General features: G+C 60.7%; 11 protein-coding genes and 1 tRNA gene. 1 reads left to right on the top strand and 11 read right to left on the bottom strand.

The features are described 5' to 3' along the window. Nucleotides 1-20: 20 nt before the first annotated feature. Nucleotides 21-977 carry a peptidoglycan-binding protein gene (locus R3C98_RS07000; RefSeq protein ID WP_371313405.1) on the bottom strand — a complete coding sequence of 319 codons (957 nt, stop codon included), beginning with the start codon at nt 975-977 and terminating at the stop codon, nt 21-23. Nucleotides 978-1,206: 229 nt separating this feature from the next. On the opposite strand from R3C98_RS07000, the gene purB reads away from it, so the two are divergent. Then, the gene (gene purB, locus R3C98_RS06995; protein WP_371313404.1) at nt 1,207-2,505 is read left to right on the top strand and encodes an adenylosuccinate lyase; all 1,299 of its coding nucleotides are present in this window, start codon (nt 1,207-1,209) and stop codon (nt 2,503-2,505) included. A gap of 52 nt (nt 2,506-2,557) precedes the next feature. On the opposite strand, the gene eda is transcribed toward purB, so the two are convergent. The 10 genes from eda to tuf form a co-directional block, all read right to left on the bottom strand. Beyond that, a complete protein-coding gene (eda, locus tag R3C98_RS06990) occupies nt 2,558-3,199 on the bottom strand; it encodes a bifunctional 4-hydroxy-2-oxoglutarate aldolase/2-dehydro-3-deoxy-phosphogluconate aldolase (protein WP_371313403.1) in 642 nt (213 codons plus the stop codon). Further along, entirely contained in the window at nt 3,196-4,158 is a 963-nt protein-coding gene (gene glk, locus R3C98_RS06985; RefSeq protein ID WP_371313402.1) for a glucokinase, read from the bottom strand. The genes eda and glk overlap by 4 nt, the downstream gene beginning before the upstream one ends. Nucleotides 4,159-4,161: 3 nt before the next feature. Then, nucleotides 4,162-5,994, bottom strand: coding sequence for a phosphogluconate dehydratase (edd, locus tag R3C98_RS06980; RefSeq protein WP_371313401.1), 1,833 nt, complete (start codon nt 5,992-5,994; stop codon nt 4,162-4,164). Continuing rightward, complete coding sequence (gene pgl / locus R3C98_RS06975) at nt 5,995-6,705, bottom strand: 6-phosphogluconolactonase (protein ID WP_371313400.1); 711 nt, start codon at nt 6,703-6,705, stop codon at nt 5,995-5,997. A 4-nt stretch (nt 6,706-6,709) separates the two neighbouring features. Further along, nucleotides 6,710-8,179, bottom strand: coding sequence for a glucose-6-phosphate dehydrogenase (gene zwf, locus R3C98_RS06970; protein ID WP_371313399.1), 1,470 nt, complete (start codon nt 8,177-8,179; stop codon nt 6,710-6,712). A gap of 158 nt (nt 8,180-8,337) precedes the next feature. Further along, nucleotides 8,338-9,942, bottom strand: a complete 1,605-nt coding sequence (locus tag R3C98_RS06965; protein WP_371313398.1) for an alpha-amylase family glycosyl hydrolase — start codon at nt 9,940-9,942, stop codon at nt 8,338-8,340. Further along, complete coding sequence (locus R3C98_RS06960) at nt 9,939-11,555, bottom strand: GMC family oxidoreductase (protein ID WP_371313397.1); 1,617 nt, start codon at nt 11,553-11,555, stop codon at nt 9,939-9,941. Before R3C98_RS06960 ends, R3C98_RS06965 begins: the two co-directional genes overlap by 4 nt. A gap of 38 nt (nt 11,556-11,593) precedes the next feature. Continuing rightward, nucleotides 11,594-13,885 carry a Tex family protein gene (locus tag R3C98_RS06955; protein WP_371313396.1) on the bottom strand — a complete coding sequence of 764 codons (2,292 nt, stop codon included), beginning with the start codon at nt 13,883-13,885 and terminating at the stop codon, nt 11,594-11,596. A gap of 192 nt (nt 13,886-14,077) precedes the next feature. After that, nucleotides 14,078-14,153: transfer RNA gene (locus R3C98_RS06950), tRNA-Trp, on the bottom strand. Between the two features lie 153 nt (nt 14,154-14,306). Next, entirely contained in the window at nt 14,307-15,497 is a 1,191-nt protein-coding gene (tuf, locus tag R3C98_RS06945) for an elongation factor Tu (protein WP_371313395.1), read from the bottom strand. Nucleotides 15,498-15,611 lie beyond the last annotated feature (114 nt).

Here is a 15,611-nt window from a genome sequence, read left to right as displayed (position 1 = left end):
AAATCCCGGAAAACTTCCCGTCAGTCGGGCGAAACACCTAGCGACTCAACCGTACTGATGGTCAGGTATCCTACCGGCAGGCCGTTTTTTTCCTGCCAGTCCTCCATCGCACGCAGCGTAGCCGGGCCGAAAACGCCATCGGCCTGCACCGTGTAGCCTTTCGCGGCCAGAGCCTGCTGAACTTCCGCGATCTTGGCGTTTGTCGCGTTGTAATCACAAAGCACTTCGCGCCATTCGACCGTTCCGCCGCCGGTGACGGTGCGCGTCTCAATCGTCTTGTAGGTGGCGGGCACGACGATGGTTTCCTGTTGTTCAGGCGCCACAAGACGCTGCACTTCGACCTCTTCGTATTCGGCCGGAAGGAGTTCCTCGACAACGCGGGCCGGTTCGCGGAGCACCTGGCGTTCCACTGTGCGGAAACGGGCGGGAATGACACGCGTCTCCACCTGTTCAGGTGATTTCAGCCTGGTCCGCGTCACGGTGTCGTACTGGGCCGGCACCTCGACACGGCAGAGCACTTCGCCGGTTGCCAGAGTGATATCGTCTTCACCAGACGGCGCGCGGCCATACAGGCCCGCCCCCGGTTTCCACGTGATATAGGACGGCCGCACGAGAACCTGCTCGGTGAACGTCTCGTATTCTGCCGGTATGATGACGGTTTCGGTCTGCTCCGGCACCACGACCAATTGCTCGGTTTCAATCTCGTAGGTGGGCGGCACGACCCGGTAGGTCATCGCCTGCTCCTTCACGAGCACCCGCTCCACGACCGTTTCGAATACCGCAGGAATGACGCGGGCTTCCGTATGTTCCGGCTTGTCCAGCACCTGCTCGGTCTGAACCTCGTAGGTTTCCGGAATCAAAACCCGCGCATAACAGGATCCAGGCGTCGCATCGGCAGGATAGTCTCCGGTACCCTGGGCGCCCGCAGCCCCTGCAAGCACCAGTGACACCGCCGACAAGGCGAGAATTCTGCTCATACCGTGTCCCCTTCCCGAAAGCCGTTCCTTTCTGGAAACGGCAGGCTGCCTCTTACTACCCCACCCTGAAACCAGCGGCCAGTATGTTCACCCGACCCGCGTTCTTTAAGGCTTTCCCCTCCACCGGGACGACCTGTCACAGGGGGTGGCAAACCAGCCGGTTCGGCGTATTAGGGGCGCGAACAAGCAGGCCCTCGTCATACGGCCCGAACCACTCAGGAATGCGCGCATGATCCCCCGTTACACCCGTCCCGAAATGGCTGATATCTGGTCTCCTGAATCCCGCTTCGGCATCTGGCTCGAAATCGAGACCCTCGCCGCCGAGGCCATGGAAAATCTCGGCATCATTCCGGAAGGCACCACGGCGGCCGTCCGTGAGAAGGCCGCTTTCGAAGTGGACCGGATCGACGAGATCGAACGGGAAGTGAAGCATGACGTCATCGCCTTCCTGACCAATGTCGCCGAACATGTCGGCGAGCCTGCCCGCTTCCTGCACCTCGGCATGACGTCGTCCGACGTGCTCGACACCTGCCTGAACGTGCAGATGGTGCGCGCCGCAGACCTGCTGCTGACCGGCATCGACCGCGTGCTGGCCGCGCTCGAAAAGCGCGCCTTCGAGCACAAGATGACGGCCACCATCGGACGCAGCCACGGCATCCATGCCGAACCGACCACGTTCGGTGTCAAACTCGCCACCTTCCATGCAGAGTTCCAGCGCGCCCGCGCCCGCCTGCTGATCGCGCGTGAAGAAGTCGCCACCTGCGCCATCTCCGGCGCTGTCGGCACCTTCGCCAATATCGACCCCAAGATCGAAGCCCATGTCGCCGAGAAGCTGGGCCTCGCCATCGAGCCGGTCTCGACGCAGGTCATCCCGCGCGACCGTCACGCCATGTATTTCGCCGTTCTGGGCGTGATCGCCTCCTCGATCGAACGCCTCGCCACCGAAGTGCGCCATCTTCAGCGCACGGAAGTGCTGGAAGCCGAGGAATACTTCTCGGCAGGCCAAAAAGGCTCGTCCGCCATGCCGCACAAGCGTAACCCGGTGCTGACCGAGAACCTGACCGGCCTTGCCCGCCTCGTACGCTCAGCCGTCACCCCGGCCCTCGAAAACGTCGCCCTCTGGCATGAACGCGATATCTCGCACTCCTCCGTCGAACGCGGCATCGGCCCGGATGCGACCGTGCATCTCGACTTCGCCCTGCACCGCCTCGCCGGTGTCGTTGAAAATCTCGTCGTCTATCCGGAGCGGATGCTGAAGACGCTGAACTCCATGGGCGGCCTGCACAATTCGCAGCGCGTCCTGCTCGCCCTCGTCGAAGCCGGTAACAGCCGCGAAGATTCCTACCGCATGGTCCAGCGCAACGCGATGAAGACCTGGGGCGGCGAAGGCCCGCTTCTGGAATTGCTCCAGAAGGACGAAGACGTGATGGCGAAACTCACGAAGGAGCAGCTCGAGGACCTGTTCGACCTCGAATATCACTTCAAGCAGGTCGACACGATTTTCGAGCGGGTTTTCGGTCGTTCCTAGTCGGTTGGAAGTTCGGACTGGTCCGGCCTAGTCCGGTATGATCATGGCCTGATCATGGGTTGATCGCGCTTAGTGCCTCTCTGGCCTTGCGCGAGATGCCTGCCCAGTCGCCGGATTCGACGTCGGCCCTGGTGGCGATCCACGAACCGCCGACGGCCACAACGTTCGGCAAGGAAAGGTATTCGCCCGCATTGTCGGCGCTGACGCCGCCCGTCGGCATGAACTGAAGATGCGGCAAAGGCCCGGCCAGCGCCTTCAGGGCAGGAACGCCGCCGGCGATGTTGGCCGGAAAAAGCTTCAGTAATTCAAAGCCTTCCTCATGCCGGCTCATCGCTTCGCTGGCCGTGGCCACGCCCGGGATCATCAGCGGCTTGTGCTTGCCGAGCGCTGCCAGCAGCCCATGGCTCATCCCCGGCGAGACGAGGAAATCCGCGCCCGCCTCCACCGAATTGCGAATATCATCGCCATTCAGCACCGTCCCGGCCCCCACGATCAGCTCCGGTACCGCCGCCTTCATCGCCGCAATCGCCCCAATCCCCGCCGGCGTCCGAAGCGTGACTTCTGCAATAGTTAAACCACCATCCAGCAATGCCTTCGCCAGCGGCGCGGCCTGCTCGACCGAGCTGACGACCAGCACCGGCACCACGGGCGCCTTGGCCGCTGCGAGCTTAAGATCTGTAAGGGACGACGTCATTTGCGTAGCTCCTGCTCATAATAGGCTGCGGCGCCAATCAGCGGCGCTTGCGGGTCCTGCATCAGCACGACGGGACAGTTCTCAAGATAGGCGCTCATCGGACCGCGTTCGCGGAACCGTTCCATCGCCTCCGGTGTACGAAGAAAATCAACGATCCGCTCCGTAACGCCTCCCGCAAGTACCACGCCGCCTGCGGCCCCATTCGCAAGCGCCAGGTCTCCGGCAGCGCCCATGACCGTGCAGGCGCGCACGAGGATAAGCTGGTAGTACATCTCGTCACCCGCATCGGCGCGCGCGCGCATTTCGGCGGGCGACAGGTCTTCAACGGGACGATCAAAGATCTCACAGAACGCCTCGTGCACGGGTGCCAAGCCGGTGCCCGACGAAACAAGTTCATTCGAAACATAACCGAATTTCTGAAGCAGGATTTCGGCAAGCTGGAATTCAATTTTGGTACGAGGGGCGAAAGCCATGTGCCCGCCCTCACCGGCCAACACATGCCAGTTACCCGCTTCCGGAATAAGCGTGGCGACACCGAACCCGGTGCCCGCTCCAGCCACGATGACTGGGGCTCCTGGCTCTGCCGTACCTGTGAGGATCGATTCGAAGCTGGTTCGCTCGAATTCCGGTACGGCGCGCGCCATAGCGGTGAAATCATTGATCAGGCGAACATCATCAAACCCGAACTGCTGTTGCAATTGTTGCTCGGATACATGCCAGCCGCGATTGGTGAGCGTGACCTCCCCATGTTGCACGGGTCCAGCCAGGGCAAAGCACGCCTGGGTTACGCGCGCCCTGGTCCGGTCAAGATAGGCGCCCAGGACTTCAGCGAACGCACCGAAATCATCGCCTGCGAATTTCTCGAAATAGCTGGCAACAATTCTGCCGCCCTGCCGGTGGGCAATCGCGAAACGAACGTTCGTCCCGCCGACATCCCCCACCAGAATGCCCTCATTCAAGGATCAGTCCCCCTCTGTCACAAAGGCGAACTGGCTTGCGCCGGTGTCCGCGGTTCCGCTCATCTGGCGGAAGTAAGAAAACATTTCGCGGCCCAGCCCGACCGACGATGCGTTCGGCCGAAACTCTGCCGGCTCCCTTGCTGCGAATTCAGTCGGGTCGACCCTGATATCGAGCGTGCCTTTTTCCGCGTCGAAAAGGATGACGTCGCCATCACGGACGCGCGCCAGAGGGCCGCCGCGTGCGGCTTCCGGGCTGACATGGATCGCAGACGGCACCTTGCCGCTGGCCCCGGACATGCGCCCGTCAGTTACCAGAGCCACCTTGAATCCCCGATCCTGCAACACACCAAGCGGCGGGGTCAGGCTATGCAGTTCAGGCATGCCGTTTGCCGCAGGTCCCTGAAAACGAACCACGGCAACGAAGTCCCGATCTAGCCGGCCCGCCTCGAAAGCTTCCTTCAGGGCTTCCTGAGATTCGAATACGATAGCAGGCGCTTCGAGCACCCGCTTCTCCGGTTTGACGGCAGACACCTTGGAGACACCGCGCCCGAGTGGGCCGACCATCAACCGGAGTCCTCCATCCGGTGAAAATGGATCGCTCGCTGGCCGGATGATATCCAGATCTCCGCTCTCCTCCGGCGCCGGTCGCCAGGAAACCTTGTCACCATCCAGGAACGGCTCATGGGAATATCCCGAGATCGAACCGGCAACACCTTGCGCGTCACCATTCAGCAAGCCTGCCTCGAGCAGCTCCCGCACGACGAAGCCCATGCCGCCCGCTGCGTGGAAATGGTTCACGTCAGCAGGCCCGTTTGGATAGATCCGGGTTAGCAGAGGTGTGACATGGCTGATCTCCGCGAAATCCTCCAGCGTCACGATGAGACCCGCCGCAGCCGCCATGGCGGGGATGTGCAGGGCATGATTGGTGGATCCTCCGGTCGCCATCAGGCCCACGATGCCATTGACGATGGAGCGTTCATCGATGATTTCTCCTGCCGGCAGATAGTTGTCTCCCTGCGCGGTTATCTCCGCTGCTCGATGCGCCGCTGCCTTTGTCAGCGCAGTGCGCAGCGGCGTCCCCGGATTGGTGAAAGCGGCGCCGGGCAGATGGAAGCCCATGACCTCCATCAGCATCTGGTTGGAATTCGCCGTACCATAGAATGTACAGGTGCCCTGCGTGTGATAGCTTTCAGCTTCTGCCTTCAGTAGCGCGCTGCGGTCGACTTTTCCTTCAGCGAACAATTGCCGGATACGGACCTTTTCCGGATTCGGGAGGCCGGAGGGCATCGGCCCGGCCGGCACGAAGATGGACGGGATCCAGCCAAAGCGCAGTGCCGCAATGACCAGGCCGGGAACGATCTTGTCACAAACACCAAGGTGAAGCGCAGAATCGAACACATCATGGCTAAGCCCGACCGCTGATGCCATGGCGATGACATCGCGGGAGAAAAGCGACAGCTCCATGCCTTGCTGGCCCTGCGTAACGCCATCACACATGGCCGGCACGCCGCCCGCAACTTGCGCCACAGCATTCACTTCCCGCGCCGCTTCCCGGATGACCTCCGGATAATGCTCGAACGGTGCATGCGCCGAAAGCATGTCATTGTACGCGGTGATAATTCCGATGTTCGGCCAGCCTGCGCCGAGCAATTGTGTTTTCTCGATCACGGCGCACCCAGCCGACGCATGCGCCAGATTGCCTTCCGTCAAACGCTGCCGGGCGAACCCTTTCGGACGCCGTGAGCGGATCATTTCCAGATAGGCTGCGCGTGGCTCTGCCGATCTCTGTCGGATACGTTCAGTAACTTCGGCGATCTTCGGGTGCAGACTGGTCATCTAGGGTGCCCATATGATTGTGAGACGCGGGCCAAGCTTGTCGACAGCATGGCGGACCGGCATGTCCTGCGGATCTGATGCGAGCGCGCGCTCCAGAACCTCCAGCTTCTCATCACCGAACAACAACATCAACGCCATGCGGGCGGAAGTAACCGCGGGGCCAGTCAATGTCAGGCGTTGTGTATTGGCCCCCGCTCCCGGGCAACCGGTGGCGTCAATCGCGGCAATCACTTCACCATTTGGGGGCACCAGAGCCGCGTTCAGCCCTTTGGACCTGGGAAACCAACTCGCAGTGTGGCCGTCACTGCCCATGCCGAGAAGTATGACATCAATGGGGGAACAATGCGGCGAGTAGGCCGCGTTGCGATCCGCAACCGCCTCTCGCGGGTCAATTGCACCCGTCTTCATCGGGATCAGGCCCGCAGCCCCTGCCTTTCCTTTCAGCAGACGGCTCCGAACGAGTGTCTCATTCGCTTCTTCACTGTCCGGCGGAACCCAACGCTCATCGACGAGACCGACACTGACGCACTCCCAAGGCAGATCCCGGCCGGACAGTCGATCGAACAGTGGTCCGGGCGTCGAACCACCAGAAGTCAGGAAATCTGCCCGCCCGCGATCGGCAATCGCATTCTCCAGACCGCCCGCCACAAACCTGGCAGAAAAATCCAGAGCCGCGTCACGCGTATCGAAGCGTGAGAGTTCGTGCTTCATGAGATCAGAGCCCCTCCCACCAGGCACGGTCGTCCCGGTCCATAAGCATGGCTGAAGCGAGAGGGCCGTCGCTTCCTGCTGGATAGGGCTCGGGTGCATCTCCCGCCTGTTCCCAGGCCTCGATCAGAGAGTCGACCCACGCCCAGGCAGCTTCAACTTCTTCCTTCCGCATGAACAGAGACAGGTTCCCGCGCACAACATCCATCAGCAGCCGCTCATAGGCGTCTGGATATCGAACCATGAAACTTTCCGCATAAGACAAGTTCAGCGGCATCGACTTCACACGCAGGCCACCCGGCCCCGGTTCCTTTATCTGCACGAAAAGGCGCACCCCTTCATCGGGTTGCAGGCGGATGACCAGCCTGTTGGCCATATCATTTCCTTCGCCGAACAAGGAGTGCGGCGTCTTCTTGAACTGGATCACGATATCCGAGTGGCGATGCGACATGCGCTTGCCGGTGCGCAGATAGAACGGGACGCCTGCCCAACGCCAATTGTCGATCCCGGCCTTGATTGCCACAAAGGTTTCGGTGCCACTGGCCCCTTCGCCGGAGAGCTCGTCGGCGTACCCCTTGACCACTTCAGCGCCTTTCATGCCCGCCTTGTACTGGCCGCGCACAGTCTGCTTTTTAGCGGCCTCTCCGTGAATCGGCATCAGCGCATTGAGAACCTTGATCTTCTCTGTACGGACGTCATCGTCTTCCAGCTGGTTTGGCGGCTCCATAGCGGTGAGACAGAGGAGCTGTAACATATGGTTCTGTACCATGTCCCGCAGCGCGCCCGAGCGGTCGTAATAGTCCGCACGCCCCTCCAGGCCGAGATCCTCCGCAACCGTGATCTGGATGTGGTCGATATAGTTCCGCGACCAGAGCGGCTCGAACAGGATGTTCCCGAACCGGAGGACCATGAGGTTCTGGACCGTCTCTTTGCCGAGATAGTGATCGATACGGAACACCTGGCGCTCCGAGAAAACGGCACCAACGCCATCATTGATGGCCCGCGCGGATTTCAGGTCCGTCCCGATTGGCTTCTCCAACACGACGCGCGTATTGGTCGTTGCCAAGTCCTCATGGCCGAGCGCGTTGCAGATATCGACATACAGGCTGGGCGCGGTCGCCAGGTAAAAGACGCAGGCCCGCTCGCCATCCATGGTCAGTTTGGATTTCAAGAGCGGCCAGTCTGCCTTTTCGCTGGTGGCATCGATGGAGACGTAATGGATCAGCTTCTCGAACTTCTTCCATTCCTTGTCGTTCCAGTTCTCGCCCGTCGCTTTCTCGCAAGCCTCACGCGCCATTGCTCGATAGGCTTTGTCGTCGAGGTCTGACCGCGCTGTTCCGATGATGGCACTGCTTTCGGGAATCTGGCCGTCCAGCCAACGATGAAAAAGCGCAGGCAACAGCTTCCGGCGGGACAGATCTCCTGTTCCACCGAAAATGACGATATCGAAGGGGTCGACCGGTATGAATTTGGCCATGTCGAGCTCCTCTTATGCAGCTAGCAATCGGAATTCCGATTTTCTTGTTAGATCAATCCGGACCAGCTGGAAAACGTTGGGAAGAAGTAATCTCTTTTCACGCCTAAATCGCCCAACAATTCAGATAGGTTGCACGCGATCTCCTACCAATAGGTCACTCAGCGTTTCAAAATCGCGAATGTGTAAGGCGGCAGGGTCCTGCCCTCAATGTCAGCCGGTCTTGCGGATTGCGATATCACCGTGCCACGCAGGTTCACGTGTTCCGGTATCCGGGCGGGCTCTGCGCCGAGATTGAAGAGGCACGTCAACATTTCCTCCTCGCAAGTGCGAACCATGACGAGCAGGCCGTCCGGGACGTCGACAAACTCCAGATCTCCGCATTGCAGCGCCGGGCTGGCTCTACGAATTGCGAGGAATTTTCGAGTGAAGTTCAGGACAGAATCCGGGTCCTCCTCCTGCACGCCAACTGACAAGTCGGGATGGTCCGGTCCCAGCGGCAACCAGGGCTTCACCGGAGAAAATCCGGCGTGCGGCGCATTCTTATCCCAAGGCATAGGAGTTCGTGCCCCGTCGCGCCCCAAAGTCCGCGGCCAGTTTGCGATGGCTTCCGGATCCTGAAGCGCCTCGAACGGCACCTCCACCTGCGTGAGCCCAAGCTCCTCTCCCTGATACAGGATCGGATTACCTCTCAGGCACAGGAGCAGCGCATTGGTCAGCTTGGCAAAGCTGATGCGGTCTGGCCCATCATACCAGCGGCTGACGCAGCGCGGCGCATCATGGTTTGAAAATTCCCATGACGGGCAGCCTTCTTCGGCTGACCCTAACCAATTGCCCTGCGATCGGCGAACCCGGTTCGCTGTGAGTGTCTGTGCATAAAGAAAATCAAAACTGTACGCCGCCGTCAGCCGATCATCACCTCTCGTATAGGCCCGCATAGCTGGTAGTGGGTCGTCACTCGCCACTTCTGCGACGGTATACCGGTCACCATACTCATCCATCAGCTTACGGACCCGCTCAAGGAACTCAGGTACTTCCGGCTGGGACTGGTTGTAGAGGCGCCGTTGCAAGTCGAACGGCCGCGTGATTTTACGTCCCGCCGGGTCCCAAGGTGGATTGTCCCGGAAATTCCGATCATGCATGGCGAAGTTGATCGCATCCAGCCGGAAGCCATCCACGCCCCTATCCAGCCAGAAACGCGCTGTTGCCAGCAAAGCATCCTGAACCTCTGGATTGTGGACATTCAGTTGCGGCTGTTCCGGCAGGAAGTTGTGCATGAAGTATTGTTGACGACGTGCATCCCAGGTCCACGCGGCACCACCAAAGACAGCCTGCCAGTTGTTGGGCGGCGTCCCGTCAGGATTCGGGTCTTGCCAGACATACCAGTCCGCTTTCGGATTATCCCGGCTCTGGCGAGACTCTGTGAACCAGGCGTGTTCGTCCGACGTGTGGGCATACACCTGATCGATAACAACCTTCAGCCCATATCCATGAGCACGGTCCAGCAACTGGTCAAAGTCTTCCAGCGTTCCGAAGATCGGGTCGACCGCACAATAGTCAGAGACATCGTAGCCGAAATCCTTCATCGGCGACGCGAAGAACGGCGAAATCCAGATCCCGTCCACACCGAGGGAGGCGATATAATCCAGCTTCTGCGTAATTCCCTGCAGATCGCCGACACCATCCCCATTCGTGTCGAGATATGACCGCGGATAGACCTGGTACAGGACTGCGCCGCGCCACCATGGCTGTTTCGACTGGCTCATGCAGTCATCTCCCGGGAAACCTTGTCTGCGATCATGATGGTGGGCGTATTTGTATTGCCCGAAGTGATCGTCGGCATCACGGATGCGTCGATTACGCGAAGCCCTTCGACACCGATGACCCGTAAATCCTGGTCCACAACAGCCATTGGGTCATCCAGCCGCCCCATCTTCGCCGTTCCGACCGGGTGGAATATCGTCGTTCCGATGTCTCCCGCCGCTTTGGCCAGCGCAACATCGTCATCACCGACGGAAGGCCCGGGCAGGAACTCTTCCGGCGCGTACGGCGCCATCGCCGGTTGGCGCATCAGCTGCCGCGTCACCCGGATGGCGTCCGCTGCCACCTGCCGGTCTTCTTCCGTTGACAGATAGTTTGGTGCAATCACGGGCTTTGCGGCAGGGTTCGCCGAAGGAATTCGGATTTCTCCCCGAGACGTCGGGCGCAAATTGCACGCGCTGACCGTGATGGCCGGGAACCGGTGTAGCGGATCGCCGAACTTGTCGAGCGACAGCGGCTGGACATGAAACTCGATGTTTGCCCGGTCCTGCTCCGCATCCGACCGGGTGAATATGCCCAACTGCGAAGGGGCCATCGTCAGCGGCCCACGGCGCCGGAATGCATAGTCGAGCCCCATCAGGCCGAGCCGGAAAAGATTGTGATAGGTCTCGTTCAGCGTCCTTGCGCCGGTAACCCTGTAGATGGCTCGTTGTTGCAGATGGTCCTGCAGGTTTCGTCCGACACCCTGCCGCTCCACTTGCACTGCAACGCCCGCCGCCTGCAGCACGTCCCCGGGCCCGACTCCGGATCGTTGAAGTACCTGCACCGATCCTATCGCGCCTGCGCAGAGAACAATTTCGCCCCGGCACCCTGCGCGCTTGCGCTCGCCGTTCTGTTGAAACTCAACAGCCACTGCACGGCCGTTCTCCAGGACCAGTTTATCCGTCAGGCACCCAGTCTCGATACGTAGATTATTCCGCATCACGGCAGGCTTCAGAAATCCGCGCGCCGCCGACCAGCGCACACCGCCCTTCTGGTTCACATGGAAGTAGGAGGATCCTTCATTATCCCCGGTATTGAAATCCCCGACCGGCGCCACACCGATCTCTTGCGCGGCATCACGTACGGCGTCCAGCACGTCCCAGCGCACACGCGGGGCCTCGACACGCCACTCGCCGCCTGTACCGTGCAGGTCGCTGTCACCCAAAAAGTGATCCTCGATCCGGCGGAAGACCGGCAGCACATCGTCCCAACCCCAGCCCGAGAGCCCCAGGCTTTTCCAATGGTCGTAATCCGCGGCTTGCCCGCGCATGGAGATCATGGCGTTGATCGCCGACGACCCGCCCAGCACCTTGCCACGCGGATAGTTCAGCTTGCGGCCATTTAGGCCGGGCTCAGCCTCCGTCTCGAACATCCAGTCCGATCGCGGGTTGCCAATCGCAAACAGGTAGCCCACCGGGATATGGAACCATATCCAGTTATCCCGGCCGCCCGCTTCCAGCAGCAGCACGCGCCGCTTGCCGGACTCGGAAAGACGGTTGGCCACGACACAGCCGGCAGAGCCTGCGCCCACAATGATGTGGTCGTACTCGCCTTCCAGGTCCGCTGCGTCGCTCATCGCCGCATTAGGCTACATTGCCTGCGCGTCGTCCAGCCTCAGCGAAGCTGGGACAGGACGCTGAACGGACTGTCCGAAGGTTTGCGTTCAGTTTTATTGGCCGGGGCCTTTTCCTGCCGCGTCGGCGCAGCACGCATGTTGCCACCCTGTCGCTTCATACTGAGGCCGATCCGCTTTCGCGCCGCATCCACTTCCAGAACCACGACATTCACGACCTGCCCGGTCTTCACCACGGCGTGCGGGTCCTTCACGAAGGTGTCGGCCAGTTCGGAAATATGAACGAGGCCATCCTGATGCACGCCGATATCCACGAACGCGCCAAAGGCCGTAACATTGGTGACCACGCCTTCCAGCCGCATGCCGGGCTTCAGGTCGCTCATCGAATCGACGCCGTCCCTGAAGGTTGCCGTCTTGAATTCCGGACGCGGGTCCCGGCCGGGCTTTTCCAACTCGCTGAGAATGTCCTTCACTGTCGGCACGCCGAACGTGTCGTCAGCAAAGTCCTCCGCTTTCAGTTTCGACAGGAAGGCCTTGTCGCCGATCAGGGCCGCCACTTTCCGGCCGGTCTTCTTTGCGATGCGTTCGACCACCGGATAGGCCTCCGGGTGGACCGCCGAGGCATCCAGCGGGTTCTTCCCATCCATGATACGCAGGAAGCCCGCCGCCTGCTCAAAGGCCTTTGCCCCGAGGCGCGGCACTTTCTTCAGCTCACTGCGCGATTTGAAGGGGCCGTTCTGGTCGCGATAGGCAACAATGTTTGCCGCGATGGTCGCATTGAGGCCAGCGACGCGCGACAACAAAGACGCCGACGCAGTGTTCACGTCCACACCCACCGCATTCACGCAGTCCTCGACCACGCCATCCAGCGACTTGGCAAGCTGGCCCTGATCGACATCATGCTGATACTGGCCAACACCGATGGCCTTCGGTTCGATCTTCACCAGTTCCGCCAGAGGGTCCTGCAGGCGCCGGGCAATGGAGACCGCCCCGCGGATACTCACGTCCAGATCCGGGAATTCCTTGGCGGCCAATTCTGACGCGGAGTAGACCGACGCCCCAGCCTCAGACACCATCAGGCGCGTCAGACCGAGATCCGGCATCTTGTCGGAAAGGTCGGCCACCAGCTTGTCTGTTTCGCGGCCAGCCGTACCGTTCCCGACACTGACGAGTTCCACCTTGTGCTTCTTGCAGAGCTTGGCGAGCGTTGTCAGGGCACCCGTCCAGTCCTTCTTCGGTTCATGCGGATAGATTGTTGCCGTATCGATCAGCTTGCCGGTCGAATCCACAACCGCCACCTTGCAACCTGTCCGGATACCCGGATCGATTCCCATGACGGTCTTGTGCCCGGCCGGGGCAGCCATCAGCAGATCCTTCATGTTGCGGGAAAAGACACGGATGGCTTCGCTGTCGGCCGAATCTTTCAGGCGGTTGATGGATTCCCGAGAGCTGGACGGTTCAAGCTTGCTTTTCCAGGCGGCTTCCGCCGTTTCCATCAACCATTCATCGGCTGCGCGGCCCTTTTTCGCAAAGCCGAATTCGGAACAGATTTCGCGTACCGCCGGGTGATGGCGCGTGTCGGTGTGCGGCACGTCCACCTTGATCCGCAGGATGCCTTCCTTCTGACCGCGCAGCATAGCCAGCGCACGGTGCGACGGCATTTTCTCGAACGGTTCATCGAAGTCGAAATAGTCAGAAAACTTCGCGCCTTCGGCTTCCTTGCCCTTTACCAGGGAAGAACCAAGCTTGCCCTGCTTCCAGACCGTCTCGCGGATCTTGCGGGAGAGACGCGGCGTCTCCGCAATCTTCTCCACGATAATCTCGCGCGCGCCGGCGAGCGCTGCATCCGGCGACTCGACGCCCTTCTTCTTCGATACAAAGCTTTTAGCTTCCGCCTCCAGCGCCACGGCCGGATTAGCGAGAATGCGCTCGGCGAGCGGCTCAAGGCCCGCTTCTTTTGCGATGGTCGCCTTGGTGCGCCGTTTTTGCTTGTAGGGAGTGTAGAGGTCTTCAAGCGCCACCTTTGTAGTGGCCGCCATGATCTCGCGCTCAAGATCCGGCGTCAGCTTGTCCTGCAGGCGGATGGCCTCAAGGATCGAGTCGCGGCGCTTCGCCAGCTCCGTCAGGTAATCCAGCCGCTCTGCGAGGGTTCGCAATTGCGTATCGTCCAGTCCGCCCGTACGTTCCTTCCTGTAGCGGGCGATGAACGGCACCGTCGCGCCTTCAGCGAGCAATTCGATCACGGTCTCAACCTGGCGCTCGGTTATGCCGAGTTCCATCGCGATCAGATTCGCAATCGACGGGGCGGCAGAGGTGCGGGATTTTGCTGGCATGAAAGGATCGCCTTTCTGGCTGGAATTGACGGGTGCGCCACAGGGCGCAGGAACCGATCAATTCACCTGAAATCGTTCACACCTCGTTTACGCTTGAGGGTCGCCGGTACTTTATTTTGTGGATTGCGTGCACGGCTGCGCAGATGCCGCAATTGTGGCGGCGTCCAGCTGTTGGATTTCAGGAAATTTGCCTGGCAGGGGCAGCAGGACTCGAACCCGCGACCCTCGGTTTTGGAGACCGATGCTCTACCAACTGAGCTATACCCCTTCAGGCGAGGTGAGGGTTTGCCCCAAACTCCCCGCCACCGCAAGCCGGAAGGCTCAGCGAGAAGCGGTTTTTGGTGACCATCCACCTAAATGCAAAAAAGGCCGCCCTGATTGGGCGGCCTTTTCTATTCTGTTCGGCGTATGCCTTAAAGACTTAGTCTTTAATTGCCGAGACGACGCCGGCGCCGACGGTGCGGCCACCTTCGCGGATAGCGAAGCGCAGGCCCTGGTCCATGGCGATCGGGGTGATCAGCTCGACGTCCATCTTCACGTTGTCGCCCGGCAGGACCATTTCCTTGTCAGCCGGAAGCGTCACGATGCCCGTCACGTCCGTCGTACGGAAGTAGAACTGCGGACGGTAGTTCGTGAAGAACGGCGTGTGACGGCCGCCTTCTTCCTTGGTCAGGATGTAGGCCTCGGCTTCGAACTTGGCGTGCGGCTTGATCGAGCCCGGCTTGGCCAGAACCTGGCCGCGCTCAACGCCTTCACGGTCCACACCGCGCAGCAGCGCGCCGATGTTGTCGCCAGCCTGGCCCTGGTCGAGCAGCTTGCGGAACATTTCAACGCCCGTACAGGTCGTCTTCACGGTCGGGCGGATACCGACGATCTCGATTTCCTCGCCAACCTTGATGATGCCCTGCTCCACACGGCCGGTCACAACCGTACCGCGGCCGGAGATCGAGAACACGTCTTCCACCGGCATCAGGAACGGCTTGTCCAGCGGACGTTCCGGCGTCGGGATGTACTCGTCGACGGCTGCCATCAGTTCAAGGATCTTGTCCTTGCCGATATTGTCGTCACGGCCTTCCACAGCGGCCAGAGCCGAACCGGCGATGATCGGAATATCGTCGCCCGGGAATTCGTAGGACGACAGCAGTTCGCGAACTTCCATCTCGACGAGCTCGAGCAGCTCTTCGTCATCGACCTGATCAACCTTGTTCAGGAACACGACCAGCGCCGGCACGCCAACCTGGCGGGCAAGCAGGATGTGCTCGCGGGTCTGCGGCATCGGGCCGTCAGCGGCGTTCACAACCAGGATCGCGCCGTCCATCTGGGCCGCACCGGTGATCATGTTCTTCACATAGTCAGCGTGTCCGGGGCAGTCGACGTGGGCGTAGTGACGGTTTTCCGTCTCGTATTCCACGTGCGCCGTGTTGATCGTGATGCCGCGTGCCTTCTCTTCCGGCGCAGAGTCGATGTCCGCATAGGACTTCGCTTCACCACCGGATGCCGCAGCCAGCGTCATCGAAATCGCTGCCGTCAGCGTCGTCTTGCCGTGGTCAACGTGGCCAATCGTGCCGATGTTCACGTGCGGCTTGTTACGCTCAAACTTTGCCTTGCCCATCGGGCCTCTCCTTGAATTCGTGTTCTGTCCGGCCCGCCGGACGGGATACCAAATCAGGCCGACGGCCTGTTAAACGGGCCTCATACCCATGTGTGGCGTGGGATTCAAGCGCAC

The organism is Hyphomonas sp. (genome assembly GCF_041398465.1).
GTDB lineage: Bacteria > Pseudomonadota > Alphaproteobacteria > Caulobacterales > Hyphomonadaceae > Hyphomonas.
The sequence above is the reverse complement of the archived record's forward strand: the minus strand, read 5'-3'. Positions and strand labels throughout refer to the sequence as shown.

Coding starts and splice junctions, on each gene's coding strand:
- R3C98_RS07000 (WP_371313405.1), bottom strand. CDS start 977: ATGAGCAGAATTCTCGCCTTGTCGGCGGTGTCACTGGTGCTTGCAGGG.
- purB (WP_371313404.1), top strand. CDS start 1,207: ATGATCCCCCGTTACACCCGTCCCGAAATGGCTGATATCTGGTCTCCT.
- eda (WP_371313403.1), bottom strand. CDS start 3,199: ATGACGTCGTCCCTTACAGATCTTAAGCTCGCAGCGGCCAAGGCGCCC.
- edd (WP_371313401.1), bottom strand. CDS start 5,994: ATGACCAGTCTGCACCCGAAGATCGCCGAAGTTACTGAACGTATCCGA.
- pgl (WP_371313400.1), bottom strand. CDS start 6,705: ATGAAGCACGAACTCTCACGCTTCGATACGCGTGACGCGGCTCTGGAT.
- zwf (WP_371313399.1), bottom strand. CDS start 8,179: ATGGCCAAATTCATACCGGTCGACCCCTTCGATATCGTCATTTTCGGT.
- R3C98_RS06965 (WP_371313398.1), bottom strand. CDS start 9,942: ATGAGCCAGTCGAAACAGCCATGGTGGCGCGGCGCAGTCCTGTACCAG.
- R3C98_RS06960 (WP_371313397.1), bottom strand. CDS start 11,555: ATGAGCGACGCAGCGGACCTGGAAGGCGAGTACGACCACATCATTGTG.
- R3C98_RS06955 (WP_371313396.1), bottom strand. CDS start 13,885: ATGCCAGCAAAATCCCGCACCTCTGCCGCCCCGTCGATTGCGAATCTG.
- tuf (WP_371313395.1), bottom strand. CDS start 15,497: ATGGGCAAGGCAAAGTTTGAGCGTAACAAGCCGCACGTGAACATCGGC.